The organism is Streptococcus mutans (assembly GCF_006739205.1).
In the GTDB taxonomy this organism is placed as follows: domain Bacteria; phylum Bacillota; class Bacilli; order Lactobacillales; family Streptococcaceae; genus Streptococcus; species Streptococcus mutans.
In genome coordinates this window covers 1,817,251-1,836,406 of sequence record NZ_AP019720.1, presented here as the reverse complement: position 1 = coordinate 1,836,406, position 19,156 = coordinate 1,817,251, and the positions used below count along the sequence as shown (strand labels likewise).

Sequence of the window (19,156 nt, the reverse complement as noted above, 5' to 3'; positions counted from 1 at the left end):
TTTGACAATAGTGGGTTAATGACTTGTTAAGCAAGATAAACAAGCTATCTCTTGATATTTAGGAAAGATAATCTATACACCTATATTTTTACAAGGTTTCTATATTATGGTAAAATAAACTGATAAAAACTTTTTGAGGTAGCAAAATGACGGTAAAAATTAATACAAAAGATGGTCAAATTGAATTGTCTAATGATGTGATCGCGACAGTCGTTGGCGGTTCAGCTAATGAGATCTTTGGAGTTGTTGGCATGGCAAGTAAAAGTGCCCTCAAGGATAATTTTCAAGCACTTCTGCGTAAGGAAAACTATTCTAAAGGTGTTGTCATAAAGTCGACAGATGCTGGTATTTCAGTTGATGTTTATACTGTGATGAGTTATGGTGTCAAAATTAGCGAAGTGTCAAAGAATATTCAAGAACGTGTTAAGTTTAACCTTGAAAATCAGTTAGGCATTACGGCTGATATGGTTAATGTTTATGTACAAAATATTAAAGTTGTGGGAGAAGATTAGTGGCTAATATTACAACAAGTTTATTCCAAGGAATGGTTCAGGCAGCAGCAACCCGTCTTGGTAAACAAGCAGAGTATGTCAATTCACTGAATGTCTTTCCTGTCCCAGATGGTGATACAGGTACTAATATGGGCATGACCATGGATAACGGTGCTAAGGAAGTTTCAGACAAACCAGCTTCTACGGTGGGTGAAGTTGGACAAATTCTTTCCAAAGGTCTTTTAATGGGGGCACGGGGAAATTCAGGTGTTATCACTTCTCAACTTTTCCGTGGTTTTGGTCAAAGCATTAAAAATAAGGAAGAATTAACGGGTAAAGATTTAGCGCAGGCTCTACAAGCAGGTGTTGAAGTCGCATATAAAGCAGTCATGAAGCCAGTTGAAGGGACTATCTTAACTGTATCGCGTGGTGCTGCGACGGCAGCTATTAAAAAATCTGAAAATACAGATGATACGGTTGAAGTGATGCAGGCGGCATTGGATGGAGCTAAAGCAGCACTAGCTAAGACACCGGATTTGCTTCCGGTTTTAAGGGAAGTTGGTGTTGTTGATTCAGGAGGTCAAGGTCTTGTATTCATTTATGAAGGCTTCCTATCAGCCTTGACAGGTGATTACATTATCTCAGAAGATTTTCAAGCGACACCTGCTAATATGACAGAAATGATTAATGCCGAACATCATAAATCTGTTGCCAGCCATGTTGCAACAGAAGATATTACTTTTGGCTACTGTACAGAAATTATGGTAGCGCTAAAACAGGGTCCTACCTATGTTAAAGATTTTAATTACGAAAATTTTCGTAATTATTTAAATAATTTAGGAGATTCTCTTTTAGTTGTCAATGACGATGAAATTGTTAAAGTTCATGTTCATACCGAAGATCCTGGACTTGTCATGCAAGAAGGCCTTAAGTATGGTGCCTTGGTTAAAGTTAAAGTGGATAACATGCGAAATCAACATGATGCTCAGGTGCAAAAGGAAAATACCACTGCTGATTTACCGCGAGAAGCGAAGAAATTTGGTATTATTGCAGTTGTCGCCGGTGAAGGTTTGGCAAAAATCTTTAAGTCACAAGGCGTTGATTATATCATCTCAGGTGGTCAGACAATGAACCCTTCTACAGAAGATATTGTTAAAGCGATTGAATCTGTTAAGGCTGAAAGTATCATTATTCTACCTAATAATAAAAATATTTTTATGGCTGCGCAGAGTGCAGCAGATGTTGTTGATGTTCCTGCAGCAGTTGTTGAGACTCGAACCATTCCACAAGGATTAACAAGTCTCTTGGCCTTTAATGCCGCAAATTCTCTTGAAGATAATCTTGTGGCTATGACAGAAAGTTTGACTGATGTTGTCAGTGGTAGTGTTACTAGAGCTGTTCGTGATACGACGATTGATGGCCTTGATATTCATAAAGATGATATTTTAGGTATGGTCAATGGAAAAATCCTTGTATCAAATCCAGATATGGATCAGGCCTTACATCAACTGTTTAAAAAAATGATTGCTGAAGATAGTGAAATTGTCACCATTTATGTTGGTGAAGAAGGTAGTCAAGAACAAGCGCAAAAATTAGCTGAAGATTTTGAAAATCAGCATGAAGAAATAGAAGTCGAGATTCATCAAGGAGATCAACCCGTTTATCCTTATTTGATGAGTGTAGAATAAGGAATCAAGTCGTTTGCTGACGGCTTTTTTTCTTTTGGAAAAAGTAATGAAAATTAAGAGAATAATTGCCAAATTGACTTGCAAAATTTTTCAAAAGTGTTATGATATAAACTAAGTGATTTGAATTTTTTGAAAATTTGAACAATAATTGAAAAGGAGGTCTCTGTGGAAAAAATATATCTTGAAAATCCTAAATCAGGATCAGAAATTCTTCTTGATACTTTGGCAAATTTAGGAGTAAAAACTATTTTTGGTTATCCTGGCGGTGCCGTCTTACCACTTTATGATGCTATTTATAAACAAGACAATATTCGTCATATTTTAGCGCGTCATGAACAAGGAGCAGTGCATGAAGCGGAAGGATTTGCAAAGTCAACAGGGAAACTTGGTGTAGCTATTGTTACCAGTGGTCCTGGAGCGACTAATGCCATTACCGGAATTGCTGATGCTATGAGTGATAGTGTCCCAATGTTGGTTTTTACTGGGCAGGTTGCAACTCCGGGTATTGGTAAAGATGCCTTTCAAGAAGCTGATATTATTGGTATTACAATGCCAATTACTAAATATAATTATCAGATTCGCGAAACAGCTGATATACCAAGAATTGTAACAGAGGCTGTTCATATTGCGACAACAGGACGTCCTGGGCCAGTTGTTATTGATTTACCTAAAGATGTTTCTGAGAAAAGAGTAAGTTCTTTTAATGAAACGACAATTAAAATTCCGGGTTATCAACCAACTATTGAGCCAAATAATTTACAAGTCAAGAAAATCTTGAGCCAATTAAAAAAGGCAAAGAAACCTTTGATTCTAGCAGGTGGCGGTGTCAATTATGCAGGAGCTTCTGCAGAACTTATTGCTTTTGCAGAACGTTATAAGATTCCTGTTGTCTCAACGCTTTTGAGTTTGGGAGTTATGCCAATTGAACATCCTTTATCATTAGGAATGGGAGGCATGCATGGTTCATATGCTTCCAATATGGCTTTGACGGAATGTGATTTTCTCATCAATTTTGGTTCGCGATTTGCGGATCGTTTGACAGGAAATCCTAAGACTTTTGCCCAAAAGGCTGTTGTGGCTCATGTTGATATAGATCCTGCTGAAATTGGCAAGGTTGTTAAGACGGCTATTCCAGTTGTGGGAGATGCCAAGAAAACCTTAAAACAGCTCTTAGAGTCTGATAAAGTATCCACAAGACACAGAGAATGGACGGATAAGGTCTTGCAAGATAAAGCTAAGGCTCCATTTAGTTATAAGTTTGACCAAGAAGTTATCAAACCGCAACATGCTATTGAAACAATTGGTAAATTAACAAAAGGTGATGCCATTATTATTACGGATGTTGGTCAGCATCAAATGTGGGCAGCTCAATTTTATCCTTATAAAAATGAGCGTCAGATTATCACATCAGGTGGTCTAGGAACAATGGGATTTGGTATTCCTGCAGCTGTGGGAGCCAAATTGGCTAATCCTGGTAAAGAGGTTGTTCTTTTTGTTGGTGATGGCGGTTTTCAAATGACTAATCAAGAATTGGCTATTTTAAATGGTTATGGCGTCCCAATTAAGCTTGTCTTAATTAATAATCATTCTTTAGGAATGGTTCGTCAGTGGCAGGAATCTTTTTATGATGAACGTCGCAGTGAGTCAACCTTTGATGATGAACCTAATTTCCAACTTTTAGCTGAATCTTATGGGATTAGCCATTATAAATTGGACAATCCTTTGACTTTAGAAAAAGATTTGGAAGTTATTTTGGAAAACAAGCCTATGTTGATAGAAGTTGATATTTCTAACCGTGAGCATGTTTATCCAATGGTACCATCAGGAAAGAGTAATGCGGAAATGTTGGGGGTGACTTTTAATGCGTAGAATGTTAACAGCCAAACTTCAAAATTCCACAGGAGTCCTGAATCGTTTTACAGGAGTTCTTTCTCGTCGGCAAGTTAATATTGAGTCTATCTCAGTAGGTCATACTGAAATTCCCAATATTTCAAGAATTACCATTATTATTGATGTTGACTCCTTGGAGGAAGTTGAACAGATTATGAAGCAGCTTAATCGTTTAATTGATGTTGTTCGTGTTCGAGATATTACAGATAAACCTCACTTGGAACGCGAAGTCATCTTGATTAAGGTTGCTGCCCCAACGAGTAAGCGTGCGGAGATTTTGGCTATTATTCAGCCTTTTCGTGCCAGTGTTATTGATGTCGCACCAAAGTCCATTACCATTCAAATGACTGGTGATGCAGATAAAATTGAAGCTCTTATTCGAGTCATTCAGCCTTACGGGGTGAAAAATATCGCTCGTACGGGAGCGACAGGCTTTACTAGAGATTTATCCTAATACTTTAATTTTGTTAACCCTTGCCTTAATGGCAATAAAAAATATTTTAGAAAAGAGATTTTAATTATGGCAGTAGAAATGTTATATGAAGCAGATGTAAAAGTAGCAGCACTTGATGGCAAGAAGATTGCTGTTATTGGTTATGGATCACAAGGACATGCTCATGCCCAAAACTTGAGAGATTCAGGACACGATGTTATCATCGGTGTGCGTCATGGGAAATCGTTTGACAAGGCTAAAGAAGATGGTTTTGATACCTATGAAGTGGGTGAAGCTACTAAATTGGCTGATATTATCATGGTTTTAGCACCGGATGAAATTCAAAAAGATATTTACAAAGATGAAATTGCTCCTAATTTAAGTGCTGGTAAGGCTCTTGGTTTTGCTCATGGTTTTAATATCCATTTCGGTTATATTAAGGCACCAGAAGATGTAGATGTTTTCATGGTTGCCCCTAAGGGACCGGGTCATCTTGTACGTCGTACTTACACAGAAGGATTTGGAGTACCTTCTTTATATGCTGTTTATCAAAATCCAACTGGTAATGCTGAAAATATTGCTTTAGATTGGGCTAAGGGTATTGGTTCTGCGCGTGTAGGTCTCCTTGTAACCACTTTCAAAGAAGAAACGGAAGAAGACCTTTTTGGTGAACAAGCGGTTCTTATGGGTGGTTTAACTCACCTTATTGAAGCAGGTTTTGAAGTGCTTACTGAAGCAGGGTATGCTCCACAATTGGCTTATTTTGAAGTGCTTCATGAAATGAAATTGATTGTAGACCTTATCTATGAAGGTGGTTTCAAGAAAATGCGTCAATCATGTTCAAATACCGCTGAATTTGGTGACTTTGTGACAGGCCCACGTGTTATCGGTCCAGAAGTAAAAGAAAACATGAAAGCTGCTCTTGCTGATATTCAATCAGGTAAATTTGCCCGTGAATTCGTGGAAGATCATGATGCTGGCTTCCCACGTTTGAAAGCTTTCCGTAAAGAAGCTGAAGGACTCGAAATTGAAAAAATTGGTGCAGAACTTCGTAAAGCAATGCCATTTGTTAATCAAAACGATGACGATGCTTTCAAAATCTATAACTAAAATAAATGACATGAAAAGTTGGATGTGTTCCAGCTTTTTTTATGTTTTTAAAGGATGCAGCAGTGGCATTTGAAGTCTACTTATCAATTTTTTGGTTTGCAGTTTGTTCCTGTTTCGTATAAAACACTTAATATTGCTTGTTAAGTGTTTTTAATGTCAAACAGACTCCCATATATCATTTTAGCGATTTTTTTGTTATAATAAATAGATTGAATATTTTGAAAAAGAGGACTGTTATGATTTCAGCTAAAGATGTGGTTGCTGCTAACAAAGTCTTAAAAGATGTTGTTGTTCAAACACCACTTGATTTTGATCGCTATTTGTCAGAAAAATATGGAGCGACAATTTATTTAAAACGTGAAAATATGCAAAAGGTGCGTTCTTTTAAAATTCGTGGCGCTTATTATGCTATTTCACAATTATCAGATGAAGAAAAGGCTAGAGGAGTTGTTTGTGCTTCTGCCGGAAATCATGCTCAAGGAGTTGCTTATACCTGTAATGAAATGAAAATTCCTGCAACTATTTTCATGCCTGTAACGACTCCTCATCAAAAGATTGGGCAAGTTCAATTTTTTGGAGGCTCCTTTGTAACTATCAAATTGGTAGGTGATACTTTTGATGCTTCTGCTCAGGCAGCCCAAGATTATACGAAAGCTGAAGGAATGACCTTTATCGATCCCTTTGATAATGACATGGTACAAGCGGGTCAAGGAACAATTGCTTATGAAATTTATGATCAGGCTCAAGAAGATGGTTTGAGCTTTGATGCTATTTTAGTACCTGTTGGTGGTGGCGGTCTTATTTCAGGTGTATCAGCCTATGTTAAAGATGTGGCTCCTGAAATTGAGGTTATTGGCGTTGAGGCAATGGGAGCGCGCAGCATGCGGGCAGCTTTTGATAAAGGACACCCTGTTAAATTAGAGCATATTGATAAATTTGCAGATGGCATAGCTGTTCAAAAGGTTGGGCGTTCTACCTATGATGTTGCTAGAAAATATGTGGATTGCTTGATTGGTGTAGATGAAGGTCTCATTTCTGAAACCTTGATTGATATGTATTCTAAACAAGGTATTATTGCAGAACCAGCAGGAGCAGCTTCTATTGCAGCTCTGGAAGAAATGAAAGATGATATTAAAGGCAAAACTATTGTCTGTATTATTTCTGGTGGAAATAATGACATTAACCGTATGCAAGAAATGGAAGAACGTGCACTTATTTATGATGGTGTGAAGCATTATTTTGTTGTGAATTTTCCACAACGCCCAGGAGCTCTGCGGGAATTTGTTAATGATATTTTAGGACCAAATGATGATATCACCCGTTTTGAATATATTAAACGTGCCAATAAAGGAACAGGTCCAGTCCTAATCGGCATTACTTTAGCGGATAAAAATGATTATCAGGATCTAATTGATCGTTTGGGTGCTTTTGACCCAGGTTATATCAATCTTCATGGCAATGAAAGTCTGTATAATATGCTCGTCTGATTATTCTTGTCAAAAAATTTGAAATAGTCTATAATATGAAAAAAGGAGATTATCATGGGAGTTTTTATTTTTTTGTGTTTCATACTGTTTTTGGTCATCCTTTTGATTGCCAGTGGACTTTATGTTGTTCGCCAACAAACAGTTGCTATTATTGAACGCTTTGGTAAATATCAATTGACTTCCGCTAGTGGGATTCATTTACGTTTACCTTTTGGAATTGATAAAATTGCTGCGCGTATCCAATTACGTCTGCTTCAATCGGAAATTATTGTCGAAACTAAGACAAAGGACAATGTTTTTGTAACGCTTAATGTTGCTACGCAATATAGGGTTAATGAGCAAAATGTTACTGATGCTTATTACAAACTCATGAGACCAGAAGCGCAAATACAATCTTATATTGAAGATGCTCTGCGTTCGTCTGTTCCTAAATTAACTTTAGATGAATTATTTGAGAAAAAAGATGAAATTGCTCTTGAAGTACAGCATCAAGTTGCGGAAGAAATGTCAACTTACGGTTATATCATTGTTAAAACCCTGATTACTAAGGTTGAACCTGATGCCGAAGTTAAACAATCAATGAATGAGATTAACGCTGCACAGCGTAAGCGCGTTGCTGCGCAAGAATTGGCAAATGCTGATAAAATTAAAATTGTCACTGCTGCAGAAGCTGAGGCTGAGAAAGATCGCCTCCATGGTGTTGGTATTGCACAACAACGTAAGGCGATTGTGGATGGTTTAGCTGAGTCTATCATGGAATTAAAGGGTACTAATGTATCATTGACAGAAGAGCAAATCATGTCTGTTCTTTTGACCAATCAATATCTAGATTCTCTTAATACCTTTGCGCAACATGGCAATAGCTCCATTTTCTTACCTGCTAATCCTGAAGGAGCAGAAGACATTCGTACACAAGTCATGTCTGCCTTAAAAGCAAGATGATTTATTTTAAACAGATGTTTGATTATCTGATAGCAGAAAAAACTCCCAACTTTCATATTTGTGGAAATTGGGAGTTTTTTTCTAGTCTAGTTTCAGGACTAAATAGAAGACTTATAGATCTTTTAATGTGTATCAAGTATCAGCAAAGTTAAAATTTGTTTTTCAATTAGAAGTAAATCCTTTTGTTCTGATGGTGTTGGAATATTTAAAATAAAACGCTGTGTGAAGTAAGCAAAGAGTAAGCCAACGTTGGTTCTGATAACCTCAATACCACTGAGATTAGGATTAATTTGAGGATTAATCTGTTTTAACGTTTGCCAATAAGCCATGAAATCTTTTGAGATTGTAAGTTGAATATTGGTTAACAGTGTTTTTCGTAATTTTACATTGACAAGAGCTTCTTGGATAAGAATTTTGATAAGGTCAGCATTCTGAGCCAAAAATTGAAAACGATCCTGAACAATAAAGTGAACAACTTCTTCAAGTTTAGTATAAGTTTGCAATTTTGGGAAAAAATCTCTTTTTAGTTCAGGAATCATAGGCTGCATAATTTCTGATAGGAGGTCACTTTTGGTTTTAAAATATTTAAAAATCGTTGCTTGGCTAATTCCAGCCTTTTCTGCAATTTGGGCAGTTGAAGTCCCATTATAGCCTTGCTGAGAAAAGAGCTCAATAGCAGCGACCAATGTTTTCTTTTTCCCCGCAGGCATTTTGTGATGTTCTAGCCAATCCTGATAGTTGTTTAAAATCGTGTTGTTTTTCATAATTACCTCACTCTTATCTCTTTTATTATACCTTGCGGTAGCGTTTTAGTCCAATAACATTAAGCGCCGTTAAAATGGCTAAGAAGATAAGAAGGGCAAACAAGTCGGGTTCAAGTTCAAAAATACTAGTACCATTTAAAATAATTTTTGATAGAGCATGTCCAGCGTAATAGAGAGGTAAAATTTTACCGAGAGATTGTACCCAGTCTGCCATGGAATCTAGAGGAATAATGCCTGAAAAAAAGATTTGTGGAACAATAACAATAGGAATAAACTGCATCATTTGGAATTCTGACTGGGCTAAGGTGGACAGCAAAAGACCAAAGGATAGGGCAACGAGAGCAAAGAGAATATTGACAACAATAACATCTCCCATACTACCAAGAACGTCTAAGTCTAAAAGCCAGATAGTTGACAAAACAATAACTGTTGTTTGCAGTGCTGCGATGAAACTATAAGATAGCATATAACCAAAGACAATATCAGATCGTTTAACTGGTGTAGCTAAGAGACGATCAAGTGTACCTGTCGTGCGCTCTTTAAGAAGAGCCATGCCTGAGATGAGGAAGACGAAGAAGAAGACAAAGAAGCCCATAAGAATTGGCGTCATCTTAGTAAAGAAAGTGGTATCCTTATCTCCATAAATGTAATTTTCAGACAAATCAAATTTGGTTTGTTTGGTATTGACTTTAGTTTGTTTATCTCCAGTGTTACTTGCGGCTTGTGCCTGTATTCCGCTATTAATTCCGGACTGTGCAGGATTGCCTTGAGCTTGAGCAGCTTTGGCCTGTGCTTCCTGTACTTTCTTAGCGGCCTGAGCACTTGCTTGCTGTGCTTTTTTGAGATTTTGAACCAATTCTTGAACCTGCGTCTGTTTTAGAGTGCTTTTAATAGCTTGCCGCGTTAAACTAGTTTTACTGGGGTCAGTGTTGGCATAAGTTACCTTATAATTTTCCTTATCTTTGTAAATAAGGATGGCATCAACTTTTTCATCTTTTAAAGCTTTTTTAGCAGCTTTTTCAGTTTTATAATCCTTGCTACTAATATGTTTGACATCATCTAGTGATTTTGTGACAGTATCAGAGACATTAACAGAAGCTATCTTAACATGGGTATCTGTACTGGCAGAAAAGGCAGTATTCATCAGCCACATGATGAAAATGGGTGCTAAAAACAAAAGTATCAGAGACCGTTTATCACGTAATAATTCTAGTAGTACTTTTTTTGAAATGGCTAAAATTCTCATCATAATTCTCCTTCTGCCTTCAAGAAAACATCTTCAATAGTATCAACAGCATAGATGGATTTTAAATTATTTGGACTATCAAAAGCCATAATTTTTCCATCTAGTAATAAGCCAACCTTATCTGTTAATTCAGCTTCATCCATAACGTGTGTTGTAACTAAAATACCTACACCATCTTTTTTTAATTGGCGTAGCTCTTTCCAGACTTTGCGACGCAATGCGGGATCAATACCAACAGTTGGTTCGTCAAGAATAAGGAGTCTGGGATTTCCCAGAAGGGCAATGGCTAAAGATAGACGGCGCTTCATTCCTCCCGAATAACCCGCAACTGACTTATTAAGATGTTCGGATAAATCAACAACTTGGGTAGCGTGATCAATGGCTTGGGGAATCTCTATTTTAGTTAAGCCCTTCATTTGAGCAAAAAATTCCATATTTTCCAAACCAGAAAGTGTTTCGTAAAGCGCATCGGATTGTGCCATGTAGCCGATTTCTCCTAAGATATGCCGATTTGGCATATGATGGTTGAGAACAAGTGCTTCCCCTTCATCTGCTTTTTCCATTCCAAGCATGGTTTTAATCATAGTTGATTTTCCGGCACCGGATGGACCAATCAAGCCAATAATTTCACCAGCATCCAAACTGAAATTAATATTGTTAAGGATAACTTGATGACCAAAATTTTTTCGAATAGCTTGTAAATCTAGTAATTTTTCCATAAAGACTTCTTTCTAAAAAATAAAGTGAGTGAGTGCTTACTTATGTACTTAACTCATTATAGTAAGTGTTCACTCACTTGTCAAGAAAAATTAACTCATTTTACAAAAATTTTTAAACGAAACAAAAATACAAGAGTAAGGCGATAATGGCTCTTCTTACTCTTGTAGTATTTTAAAAACAAAATTTTCTTAAATTTAATTGCTTCTATAATTTTTTATCCATTTTTGTAACTGGAAATGCAAGGTATTGCCAATAGCAATGCTAAGAAGGTTTAAGGTGACATCACCCAAATCAAGTGTTCCCAAATGAAACATATATTGACAACTTTCTATTAATAAAAGTCCCAACAAAGAGAAAGATAAATTGGTTTTTGACAGAGGAAACAGAAGACCTAAAGGGATGAACATAAGTAGATTCATGACGGGGACAAATTTACTGCCATTAGCTATTTCGGTAATAAAGGAAAGAGGATTAAGCGAGAGTCCTTGAGCACCAATGTCTTTTAGAAAGATAACATAAATGAGCATCAAAATGTAAATTAAGTAACAGATCATGATGCTTGTGTTTCGGATTTGCTGTGTCTGGCAAAACTTTAGAAAAACAAAAGTAAAATAAGTTAAGATAAAGGTAATAATGATATTAAGCCTTAAGGCAAAACTCATGCCGTAATTAGCAATATAGTGAGCATAAGAAATGAGAAAGTGATCGTAAATCCATTTTGATATTACAAAGGAAAAAAAGAAAAGAGGTAAATTTTGCAATCCATTTTTTTGTGAAGTTATCATAGTTAGACCTCCTTTTTGATTCTCCGTTAATACTCACTAAAGAAAAGTTTGTTACTAATTTAAAGAGTATCAATTCAAATGAAACCCATTAAGTCTTTTCTTTTGACTTTGGTATATTTCGTTTGAATTTGCTTGACTATGATTATAAAGATATAATCTTAATCTTTCTTTAAGTGGGTTATTATGTGTTTCAAGAGCTGATTGATGATGTCTATTTAATAAAGCAGTTTCTTAATTATTACGGCGAAAATTGTAAAACTAAAAAACCTGCTAAGTTTGCCTAGCAGATTTTAGATAAGTTTACTTCAAAAAACGCTGTAAGAAAACTTTAGTGCGTTCTTCTTGAGGATTTTCAAAGATTTGTTTAGGTTTTCCGCTTTCTGCAATGACACCTTGATCCATAAAGATAACGCGGTCTGATACATCGCGGGCGAAGTCCATTTCGTGAGTAACAATCAGCATGGTCAGTCCTGATTTGGCTAGATCTCTGATTGTTTTTAAAACTTCACCGACCATTTCAGGATCAAGAGCAGATGTCGGTTCGTCAAAGAGAATGGCCTCTGGATTTACAGACAGGGCGCGCGCGATAGCAACCCGCTGTTTTTGCCCGCCTGAAAGCTGACTGGGTTTTGCCTTCCAATACTGTTCAGTCATACCAACTTTGTTGAGGTTGTCTTTAGCGATTTTTTCTGCTTCTGTACGATTGCGCTTGAGGACGGTTGTTTGGGCAACTATGGCATTTTCAAGAACATTAAGATTGTTAAAGAGATTGAAAGATTGGAACACCATCCCTAAATTCTCACGATATTTGGTTAAGTCATAATTTTTTTCAAGCACATTTTGTCCGCGATAGAGAATCTTACCTCCAGTAGGTTTTTCAAGGAGGTTAATAGAGCGTAAAAATGTTGATTTACCAGATCCTGAAGATCCAATGATAGAGATGACCTCCCCTTTTTTGACTGTTAGAGAAATGTCTTTGAGAACCTCATTTTTGCCGAAGGATTTTTTTAAATGGTCAATTTCTAAAATAATGTCAGTCATTAGTTTGTTTCTCCTTCAATTTTGGTGTAATTATCTTGGTCCATTTTTCTTTCAACCAAACGAAGAATACGCGTTACTGTGAAGGTTAAAATGAAGTAGATGACAGCGATAATAAAGAAGGTTTGGAAGTATTGATAAGTCTGGGTTGCAACAGTATTACCTGAAAAATAGAGTTCTACAACAGAAATGACATTCAAAACAGAGGTATCCTTGATGTTGATGACAAATTCGTTACCTGTCGCAGGGAGAATGTTGCGGACAACTTGCGGAAGAACAATCTTTCTCATGGTTTGTCTGTGGGTGAAACCAAGTGCTGTTGCAGCCTCAAACTGTCCTTTGTCAACGGCGAAGATGCCGCCACGAACGATTTCACTCATATAAGCACCTGTATTGATAGAGACAATAAAGATAGCAGCAAGTGTGCGATCAAGAGAGACCCCAAAAGCTTGAGCCGTTCCGTAGTATATAACCATGGCTTGTACAATCATAGGTGTTCCTCGGAAGACTTCAATATAAACCGTGAGTAACCAGCCAAAAATCTTTTGTAACCAAGCTAAGATAAGATTGGATGCTTTTGGAGCAGTACGATAAACACCAATAAGAAGGCCGATAATCAAACCGGCAATTGTACCAATAATTGAAATGAGTAAAGTAACACCTGTCCCACGAAGAAGAGCTTTCCAATTGTTTTTGACAATTTTGCTGACTTGGTCGAAAAAGTTAGATTTGCTTTCTTTTTGATCACTGTTATTTTGACTAGGCTGCATTGGGATGATCTTATCCATTAAAGATATTTGCTCTTTTAGAGGAAATTGATCCAAGGCAGCGTTGACTTGTTCTATTCGTGGATCACCTTTACGCATACCAACAGCAATAGTAACATCGGATTTGCTTACTTTAAAACCGTTTTTTAAAGAGACCATTTTAAAGTTTGAATTTGCTTTAGTTGATGACAGCGCTTCAGGACGTTCGGAGACATAAGCATCAATAACATTAGAAGCTAAGGCCTGTCTCATCTGAGAGAAGTCTCCCATAGCTGTTTGCCGAGATACTTTAGGAATCTGATTAATCAAATTATAAAGATAAACACCTTGTTGGGAGGTCACCTTTGCGCCTGAGAAGTCATTGAGATTTTTGGCTTTGGCATACTTACTGTCTTTGCGTACAACAAGAACAGGCTCGCTAGTATAGTAGCTATTAGAAAAGGCAATTTCTTTTTTGCGTTCTTTGGTTGGACTCATTCCAGCGATAATCAGATCAATTTTTCCGGATGTTAGGGCTGGCACAAGTCCTTCCCATTTTGTTTTAACAATGAGTGGTTTTTTGCCCAGAACTTTAGCAATTTTTTTGGCTGTTTGAACATCGTAGCCGTTTGCGTATTGCTTTGTTCCTTCAATAGGTACAGCCCCATTGCTGCTATTGTCTTGGGTCCAGTTGAAAGGCGCATAAGCTGCTTCCATTCCAACACGTAGGTAGTTGTCTGCCTGAGCATTTGTCACACCAATAAACAGCATGAAAAGGGCAGCCAGACAGCTTAAAATTGTCTTTTTCATTCAGAAGACTCCTGTATAAAATTTTTTACTTTATCATTTTACAGCAAAAAGTAGCGTATTTCAATATCACTATCTAAAAATAGAAGGTTTATCTTTGACTGGGTTTTATGATAAAATAAAAAAAGAATTCTTGATATACTGAGGTTTATAAATGAAGAAATTACTGCTTTTCTTAGCAACTTGTTTATCTTTGGTAACAACTAGCTTTGTTTCAGCTAAGGATGTTGATTATAATATCAGACTTTATTGGGGAAGGCTGACACTTAATAAAGATAATACAGCGACTTTTCAACAGGATCTTGTTTATGATTTTGCTTCATCCTACAATGGCCAATACGTTACCTTGGGTTCAGCAGGTAATGTACCTAAAGGATTTAAAATTAATAGCAATCCTGAAGTGAAAGCCTATGAGGTTAACGAGCAGGGAAAATTGACAAAACGCCCGATAAAGACCAAAATAGAACAGCTGTCAGATGGCTATCGCGCTAAAGTCTATAATGGCGGACATAGCGGTGATCGTGTTGTCCTTTCTTTAAAGTGGAAACTTCACCATGTCACAACTATTTATTCTGATATTGCTGAACTTAATTGGACACCAATTAGTGATTGGGATGCTCCTTTGGATAAGGTTGTCCTGACAGTTAAGGGACCTTCAAATTTTCTGGCTGTAAGCAGGTTCCATGCTCATACAGGCTACTTTAAAAAGCAGCCTAAAGTCACTCAAAAAAATGGAAACTATGAAGTTAATATTGAGGGTCTTGGCAAGAATAAAAAGTTGGAACTGCATGCTTATTGGAAACGTTCGGATTTTGCTGCTGCCACCGACAAGTCAAGCAAGAGATTATCAAAGTTTCAAGCTCTTGAAGCTAAAATTGCCAGACGTCAGAAATTTTATCCTCTTTTAGTCGGCTGGCTGTTTCCGATGGTCAGCGCCATCCTTATTTTTATTTCTATTGTTCTCTATGCTACTTGGAAAGTGGTATTAGGACAGAGAAAAGCAGCAAGGCATATGCATTTATTCAATCCGCCGGCTGACTTACCCCCTTTGATTCTTTCTCGTTATGTTTATGATTTAGAAATTCAAGAGTTATCTCCTTTGAAAACTAAGCGGAAGCGATATGATTTAGGTTTTAAACAGCTGATTCAAGCTAGCCTCTTAGATTTGATTGATCAAGGAAAACTAGTCATTGCAGATGATCATAAATCTTTTTTTGTTCCTGATTGGAATAGACTAGAAAGCTATGAAAAGAGATTTCTTATTTTTGTTTATGGTGATAATAAAAAGACCATGCCTATTGATGGTGCTTTTGATGATTATAAAATTGACAAAAGCATTTTCAAGGGCAGCAATGAGACAGAAATTCGCAGACGGGGCGGTGATATTCTCCATTTGTTTGAAAATCGTATGGAGAAGTTAGATAAGGCTGTTAAAAATAAAATAAGCTCTTTGAGTTTGAATGATATTCATCGCGAGAGAACGGGCGAAGAAAAGACTCAGCTTATCTTGGTTTATTTCTTTGCATCTACTGCCATGTTGTTTGCCTTTTTTGTAGGAGCTTTTGCTCTTGTCAAGGGTTATTGGCTGGGGCTTGGGACCAATCTGTTATTGCTTATTGTAGCCAGTCTTTTTCTGATTTTCTATCGTCGAAAAGATGATTATTATAATGTTTCAAGTCTTCTTACGCAAGAAGGCCTTGCTATCAAACAGGGTTGGGATTCTTTTGAGAATATGATTCGTGACATTAAGAGATTTGATGATGTCGAACTTGAAGGGGTTATTATCTGGAACCGTATTTTGGTCTATGCCACCCTTTACGGATATGCTGAACGTGTTCAAAATTATTTGAAAGTTAAAAATATTCATTTGCAGAACCCACAAATGAATACTTATCTTGAGATCAACCCGAGTTACTATGTGGGACAGTCAACCGCAGATTTATCAACCTATACCTCAACTGCTACGAGTGCTTCAAACTTTTCGGTATCGTCTGGCGGCTCAAGCGGCGGTGGTTTCTCCGGAGGCGGAGGCGGTGGAGGCGGCGGAGCCTTCTAACTTAGTAAACAAGTAAAGTAAATTTGACTCATAAGAAGTAAATAAAAGGGAGAAAAGATGTTGTTTTTTGAAATCATTAAGGCTATTATTTTTGGGATTGTGGAGGGAATTACCGAGTGGCTTCCTATCTCAAGTACTGGGCATTTGATTTTAGTGGAAGAATTTATTCACTTTAACAATGCCAATGCAGCTTTTACCAATATGTTTAATGTAGTGATACAGCTCGGTGCTATTTTAGCGGTTGTTGTTATTTATTTTGATCGTTTAAATCCTTTTAAAAGCGGTAAAACAGCGCGTGAAGTGCAGATTACTTGGCAGCTTTGGGCAAAGGTTATTTTATCAGCTTTGCCAGCAGCTGTGATTGGCCTCATATTTGATGACTGGCTGGATGCACATTTCCAAAATTTCTTTAGCGTTGCTTTGATGCTGATTCTTTATGGTATTGCCTTTATCTACGTTGAAAGACGCCATCAAGGTGTTGAACCGCAGGTAACTCATTTGGTAAGTTTGCCTTATAAAACGGCCTTTTTCATTGGTCTGTTTCAGGTGCTGTCATTAATTCCGGGAACAAGCCGATCAGGAGCAACTATTTTAGGTGGTATTTTGCTGGGAACCAGTCGGCAAGTCGCAACAGAATTCACTTTCTTTCTCGGAATACCGATTATGTTTGGTGCTAGCCTTGTAAAGGTGCTTAAATTTATTGTATCAGGCACGATTCTAACTGGTAGTCAACTTTTCATTTTACTAGTGGCTATGTTAGTTGCCTTTGCAGTCAGCCTTTACGTTATTCGCTTCTTAACAGATTACGTTAAAAACCATGATTTTACTTTCTTTGGGAAATACCGTATTGGTTTGGGGATATTTCTTTTATTTTATGGCTTAATGAAGGTCTTATTTGGCTGAAATTTGTTTGTCATTTTTGCCTGCTCTAAAATTGAAAAAAATGGGCTTTTCTTGTATAATGAAATAACTACTCGTATGAGGTAAAGACTATGGAAATGAAACAAATCAGCGAAACAACATTAAAAATCACCATCAGTATGGAAGATTTAGAAGAAAGAGGCATGGAATTAAAAGATTTCTTGATTCCGCAGGAAAAGACGGAAGAATTTTTCTATACTGTTATGGATGAGCTGGACTTGCCTGAAAATTTCAAGGACAGTGGGATGTTAAGCTTTCGAGTAACACCAAGGAATGATCGCATTGATGTTTTTGTCACTAAGTCAGAAATCAATAAAAATCTTAATTTGGAGGATTTGTCTGATTTTGATGATATTTCAAAAATGTCCCCGGAGGATTTCTTTAATACCTTGGAGGAAACCATGCGTGAAAAAGGGGATGCTGCAGCTCTGGATAAATTGGCTGAAATTGAAAAAAGAGAAGAAGAGAAGACTCAGCAGGAAAAAGGTGAAACTAAGGAAAAAAGAGATTACGTTCACTTTGTGCTGGATTTTCCTAATATTCAGCAAGTCATAAGTTTTGCTAAGACAGTTGACTATGATGTAGAGGCTTCAGAACTTTTTAAGGAGTCTGACGCTTATCACATGACTGTTCTGCTTAATCTCGAAGATAAACCTGACTATTATGCTGATCTTATGTTTGCAAGAATGTTGGAGCATGCTGGTAGAGGAACAAAGACACGTGCTTATCTATTAGAACATGGAGTTCAGCTCATTAAAGCAGATGCTCTGCAAGAATTACAAATGATTGGATAAGCTAGATGATACCAATTACCTTAAAATTTGTTCTTGTACTAATTGCGACGCTTTTGACTTCACTTGTTTTGACTCCTTTAGTTAGATTTTTCGCTTTTAGGGTGGGGGCAGTTGATAATCCAAATGCGAGACGGATTAATAAGGTCCCTATGCCTAGTGCTGGCGGACTTGCCATTATTATTTCATTTGTGATTGCAACATTGGCTCTTATGCCCATGATTCTAAAAACGCAAATCGGAGGAAAATCCTATTTTGAATATATCTTACCAGTTGTTCTTGGTGCCTTAGTGATTGCCTTGACAGGTTTTATTGATGATGTTTATGAACTCTCACCTAAAATAAAATTCTTAGGTATTTTGCTTGGTGCTGTTATTATTTGGATTTTTACAGACTTTCGATTTGATAGTTTTAAGATTCCTTTTGGTGGTCCCATGCTCCACTTTAATCCTTTCTTGAGTTTCTTCTTAACGATTTTGTGGGTTGTTGCCATTACTAATGCTGTTAATTTGATTGATGGTTTGGATGGTTTGGTTAGTGGTGTTTCGATGATTAGTCTGACCACTATGGGATTGGTATCTTATTTTTTTCTCTATGATACCGATATTTTTTTAACACTTACTATTTTTGTTTTGATCTTTGCTATTGCTGGTTTCTTTCCTTATAATTACCATCCTGCTATTATCTATCTTGGTGATACTGGTGCTTTATTTATTGGTTTTATGATTTCGGTTTTATCTCTTCAAGGGTTAAAAAATGCAACGGCGGTTGCTGTTGTCACCCCTATCATTGTCTTAGGAGTTCCTATTGTTGATACGACGGTCGCCATTATCAGACGAACCTTATCAGGTCAGAAATTTTACGAAGCTGATAATATGCACTTACATCATAGATTGCTTGCTATGGGATTCACTCATCGCGGAGCTGTTTTAGTCGTCTATGGCATTGCTATGTTCTTCTCTTTGGTATCTCTGCTTTTAAATGTATCCAGTCGTCTGGGTGGGATCCTTCTTATGATTGGTGTTGCCTTTGCTTTGGAAATTTTTATTGAAGGTTTAGAGATTTGGGGACCTAAAAGAACACCACTCTTCAGACTATTGGCTTTTATTGGCAATAGTGATTACCGTCAAGAAGTAGTAGCTAAATATCGCCGTAAGAAGAAAAAGTAATTTTTAGACAAGAAGAAAGTCCAATTGGACTTTTTTTGTTATAATGAATAATGATAAATGAAAGGAGCGTAC

The 19,156-nt window shown here is 36.9% G+C and carries 17 protein-coding genes; 11 read left to right on the top strand and 6 right to left on the bottom strand.

Features of this window, described 5'->3' with window-relative positions:
* The first annotated feature begins 146 nt into the window (after nucleotides 1-146).
* The 7 genes from FNL60_RS09305 to FNL60_RS09275 all read left to right on the top strand — a co-directional run bounded on the left by FNL60_RS09305 (nucleotide 147) and on the right by FNL60_RS09275 (nucleotide 8,041).
* The gene (locus tag FNL60_RS09305; RefSeq protein WP_002262764.1) at nucleotides 147-512 is read left to right on the top strand and encodes an Asp23/Gls24 family envelope stress response protein; all 366 of its coding nucleotides are present in this window, start codon (nucleotides 147-149) and stop codon (nucleotides 510-512) included.
* Nucleotides 512-2,179 carry a DAK2 domain-containing protein gene (locus tag FNL60_RS09300; RefSeq protein WP_002269692.1) on the top strand — a complete coding sequence of 556 codons (1,668 nt, stop codon included), beginning with the start codon at nucleotides 512-514 and terminating at the stop codon, nucleotides 2,177-2,179. The genes FNL60_RS09305 and FNL60_RS09300 overlap by 1 nt, the downstream gene beginning before the upstream one ends.
* A 165-nt stretch (nucleotides 2,180-2,344) precedes the next feature.
* On the top strand, nucleotides 2,345-4,048 hold the full coding sequence (locus FNL60_RS09295) for an acetolactate synthase large subunit (protein WP_002262762.1): 1,704 nt from the start codon (nucleotides 2,345-2,347) through the stop codon (nucleotides 4,046-4,048).
* Complete coding sequence (gene ilvN / locus FNL60_RS09290) at nucleotides 4,041-4,523, top strand: acetolactate synthase small subunit (protein WP_002262761.1); 483 nt, start codon at nucleotides 4,041-4,043, stop codon at nucleotides 4,521-4,523. The genes FNL60_RS09295 and ilvN overlap by 8 nt, the downstream gene beginning before the upstream one ends.
* Nucleotides 4,524-4,589: 66 nt before the next feature.
* Nucleotides 4,590-5,612 carry a ketol-acid reductoisomerase gene (gene ilvC / locus FNL60_RS09285; protein WP_002262760.1) on the top strand — a complete coding sequence of 341 codons (1,023 nt, stop codon included), beginning with the start codon at nucleotides 4,590-4,592 and terminating at the stop codon, nucleotides 5,610-5,612.
* A 236-nt stretch (nucleotides 5,613-5,848) separates the two neighbouring features.
* Complete coding sequence (gene ilvA / locus FNL60_RS09280; protein WP_002280009.1) at nucleotides 5,849-7,099, top strand: threonine ammonia-lyase IlvA; 1,251 nt, start codon at nucleotides 5,849-5,851, stop codon at nucleotides 7,097-7,099.
* 54 nt (nucleotides 7,100-7,153) lie between these two features.
* On the top strand, nucleotides 7,154-8,041 hold the full coding sequence (locus FNL60_RS09275; RefSeq protein WP_002280008.1) for an SPFH domain-containing protein: 888 nt from the start codon (nucleotides 7,154-7,156) through the stop codon (nucleotides 8,039-8,041).
* 122 nt (nucleotides 8,042-8,163) lie between these two features.
* On the opposite strand, the gene FNL60_RS09270 is transcribed toward FNL60_RS09275, so the two are convergent.
* The 6 genes from FNL60_RS09270 to FNL60_RS09245 all read right to left on the bottom strand — a co-directional run bounded on the left by FNL60_RS09270 (nucleotide 8,164) and on the right by FNL60_RS09245 (nucleotide 14,150).
* Nucleotides 8,164-8,805: a TetR/AcrR family transcriptional regulator gene (locus FNL60_RS09270; protein WP_002275849.1), complete on the bottom strand. Its 642-nt coding sequence runs from the start codon at nucleotides 8,803-8,805 to the stop codon at nucleotides 8,164-8,166.
* Between the two features lie 25 nt (nucleotides 8,806-8,830).
* On the bottom strand, nucleotides 8,831-10,054 hold the full coding sequence (locus FNL60_RS09265; RefSeq protein ID WP_018110183.1) for an ABC transporter permease: 1,224 nt from the start codon (nucleotides 10,052-10,054) through the stop codon (nucleotides 8,831-8,833).
* Nucleotides 10,051-10,770, bottom strand: coding sequence for an ABC transporter ATP-binding protein (locus tag FNL60_RS09260; protein WP_002262755.1), 720 nt, complete (start codon nucleotides 10,768-10,770; stop codon nucleotides 10,051-10,053). Before FNL60_RS09260 ends, FNL60_RS09265 begins: the two co-directional genes overlap by 4 nt.
* A 195-nt stretch (nucleotides 10,771-10,965) precedes the next feature.
* Complete coding sequence (locus FNL60_RS09255) at nucleotides 10,966-11,556, bottom strand: VanZ family protein (RefSeq protein ID WP_002266995.1); 591 nt, start codon at nucleotides 11,554-11,556, stop codon at nucleotides 10,966-10,968.
* A gap of 300 nt (nucleotides 11,557-11,856) precedes the next feature.
* A complete protein-coding gene (locus FNL60_RS09250) occupies nucleotides 11,857-12,597 on the bottom strand; it encodes an amino acid ABC transporter ATP-binding protein (protein WP_002280006.1) in 741 nt (246 codons plus the stop codon).
* Nucleotides 12,597-14,150, bottom strand: coding sequence for an ABC transporter substrate-binding protein/permease (locus FNL60_RS09245; protein ID WP_002280005.1), 1,554 nt, complete (start codon nucleotides 14,148-14,150; stop codon nucleotides 12,597-12,599). Before FNL60_RS09245 ends, FNL60_RS09250 begins: the two co-directional genes overlap by 1 nt.
* Nucleotides 14,151-14,301: 151 nt before the next feature.
* On the opposite strand from FNL60_RS09245, the gene FNL60_RS09240 reads away from it, so the two are divergent.
* The 4 genes from FNL60_RS09240 (at nucleotide 14,302) to rgpG (ending at nucleotide 19,084) form a co-directional block, all read left to right on the top strand.
* Nucleotides 14,302-16,203: a DUF2207 domain-containing protein gene (locus tag FNL60_RS09240; protein ID WP_002280004.1), complete on the top strand. Its 1,902-nt coding sequence runs from the start codon at nucleotides 14,302-14,304 to the stop codon at nucleotides 16,201-16,203.
* 57 nt (nucleotides 16,204-16,260) lie between these two features.
* Nucleotides 16,261-17,106, top strand: coding sequence for an undecaprenyl-diphosphate phosphatase (locus FNL60_RS09235; protein WP_002275187.1), 846 nt, complete (start codon nucleotides 16,261-16,263; stop codon nucleotides 17,104-17,106).
* An 89-nt stretch (nucleotides 17,107-17,195) separates the two neighbouring features.
* Nucleotides 17,196-17,918, top strand: coding sequence for an adaptor protein MecA (gene mecA, locus FNL60_RS09230; RefSeq protein WP_002263984.1), 723 nt, complete (start codon nucleotides 17,196-17,198; stop codon nucleotides 17,916-17,918).
* Nucleotides 17,919-17,923: 5 nt separating this feature from the next.
* Nucleotides 17,924-19,084: a rhamnose-glucose polysaccharide biosynthesis protein RgpB gene (gene rgpG / locus FNL60_RS09225; RefSeq protein WP_002262748.1), complete on the top strand. Its 1,161-nt coding sequence runs from the start codon at nucleotides 17,924-17,926 to the stop codon at nucleotides 19,082-19,084.
* Nucleotides 19,085-19,156: the final 72 nt, after the last annotated feature.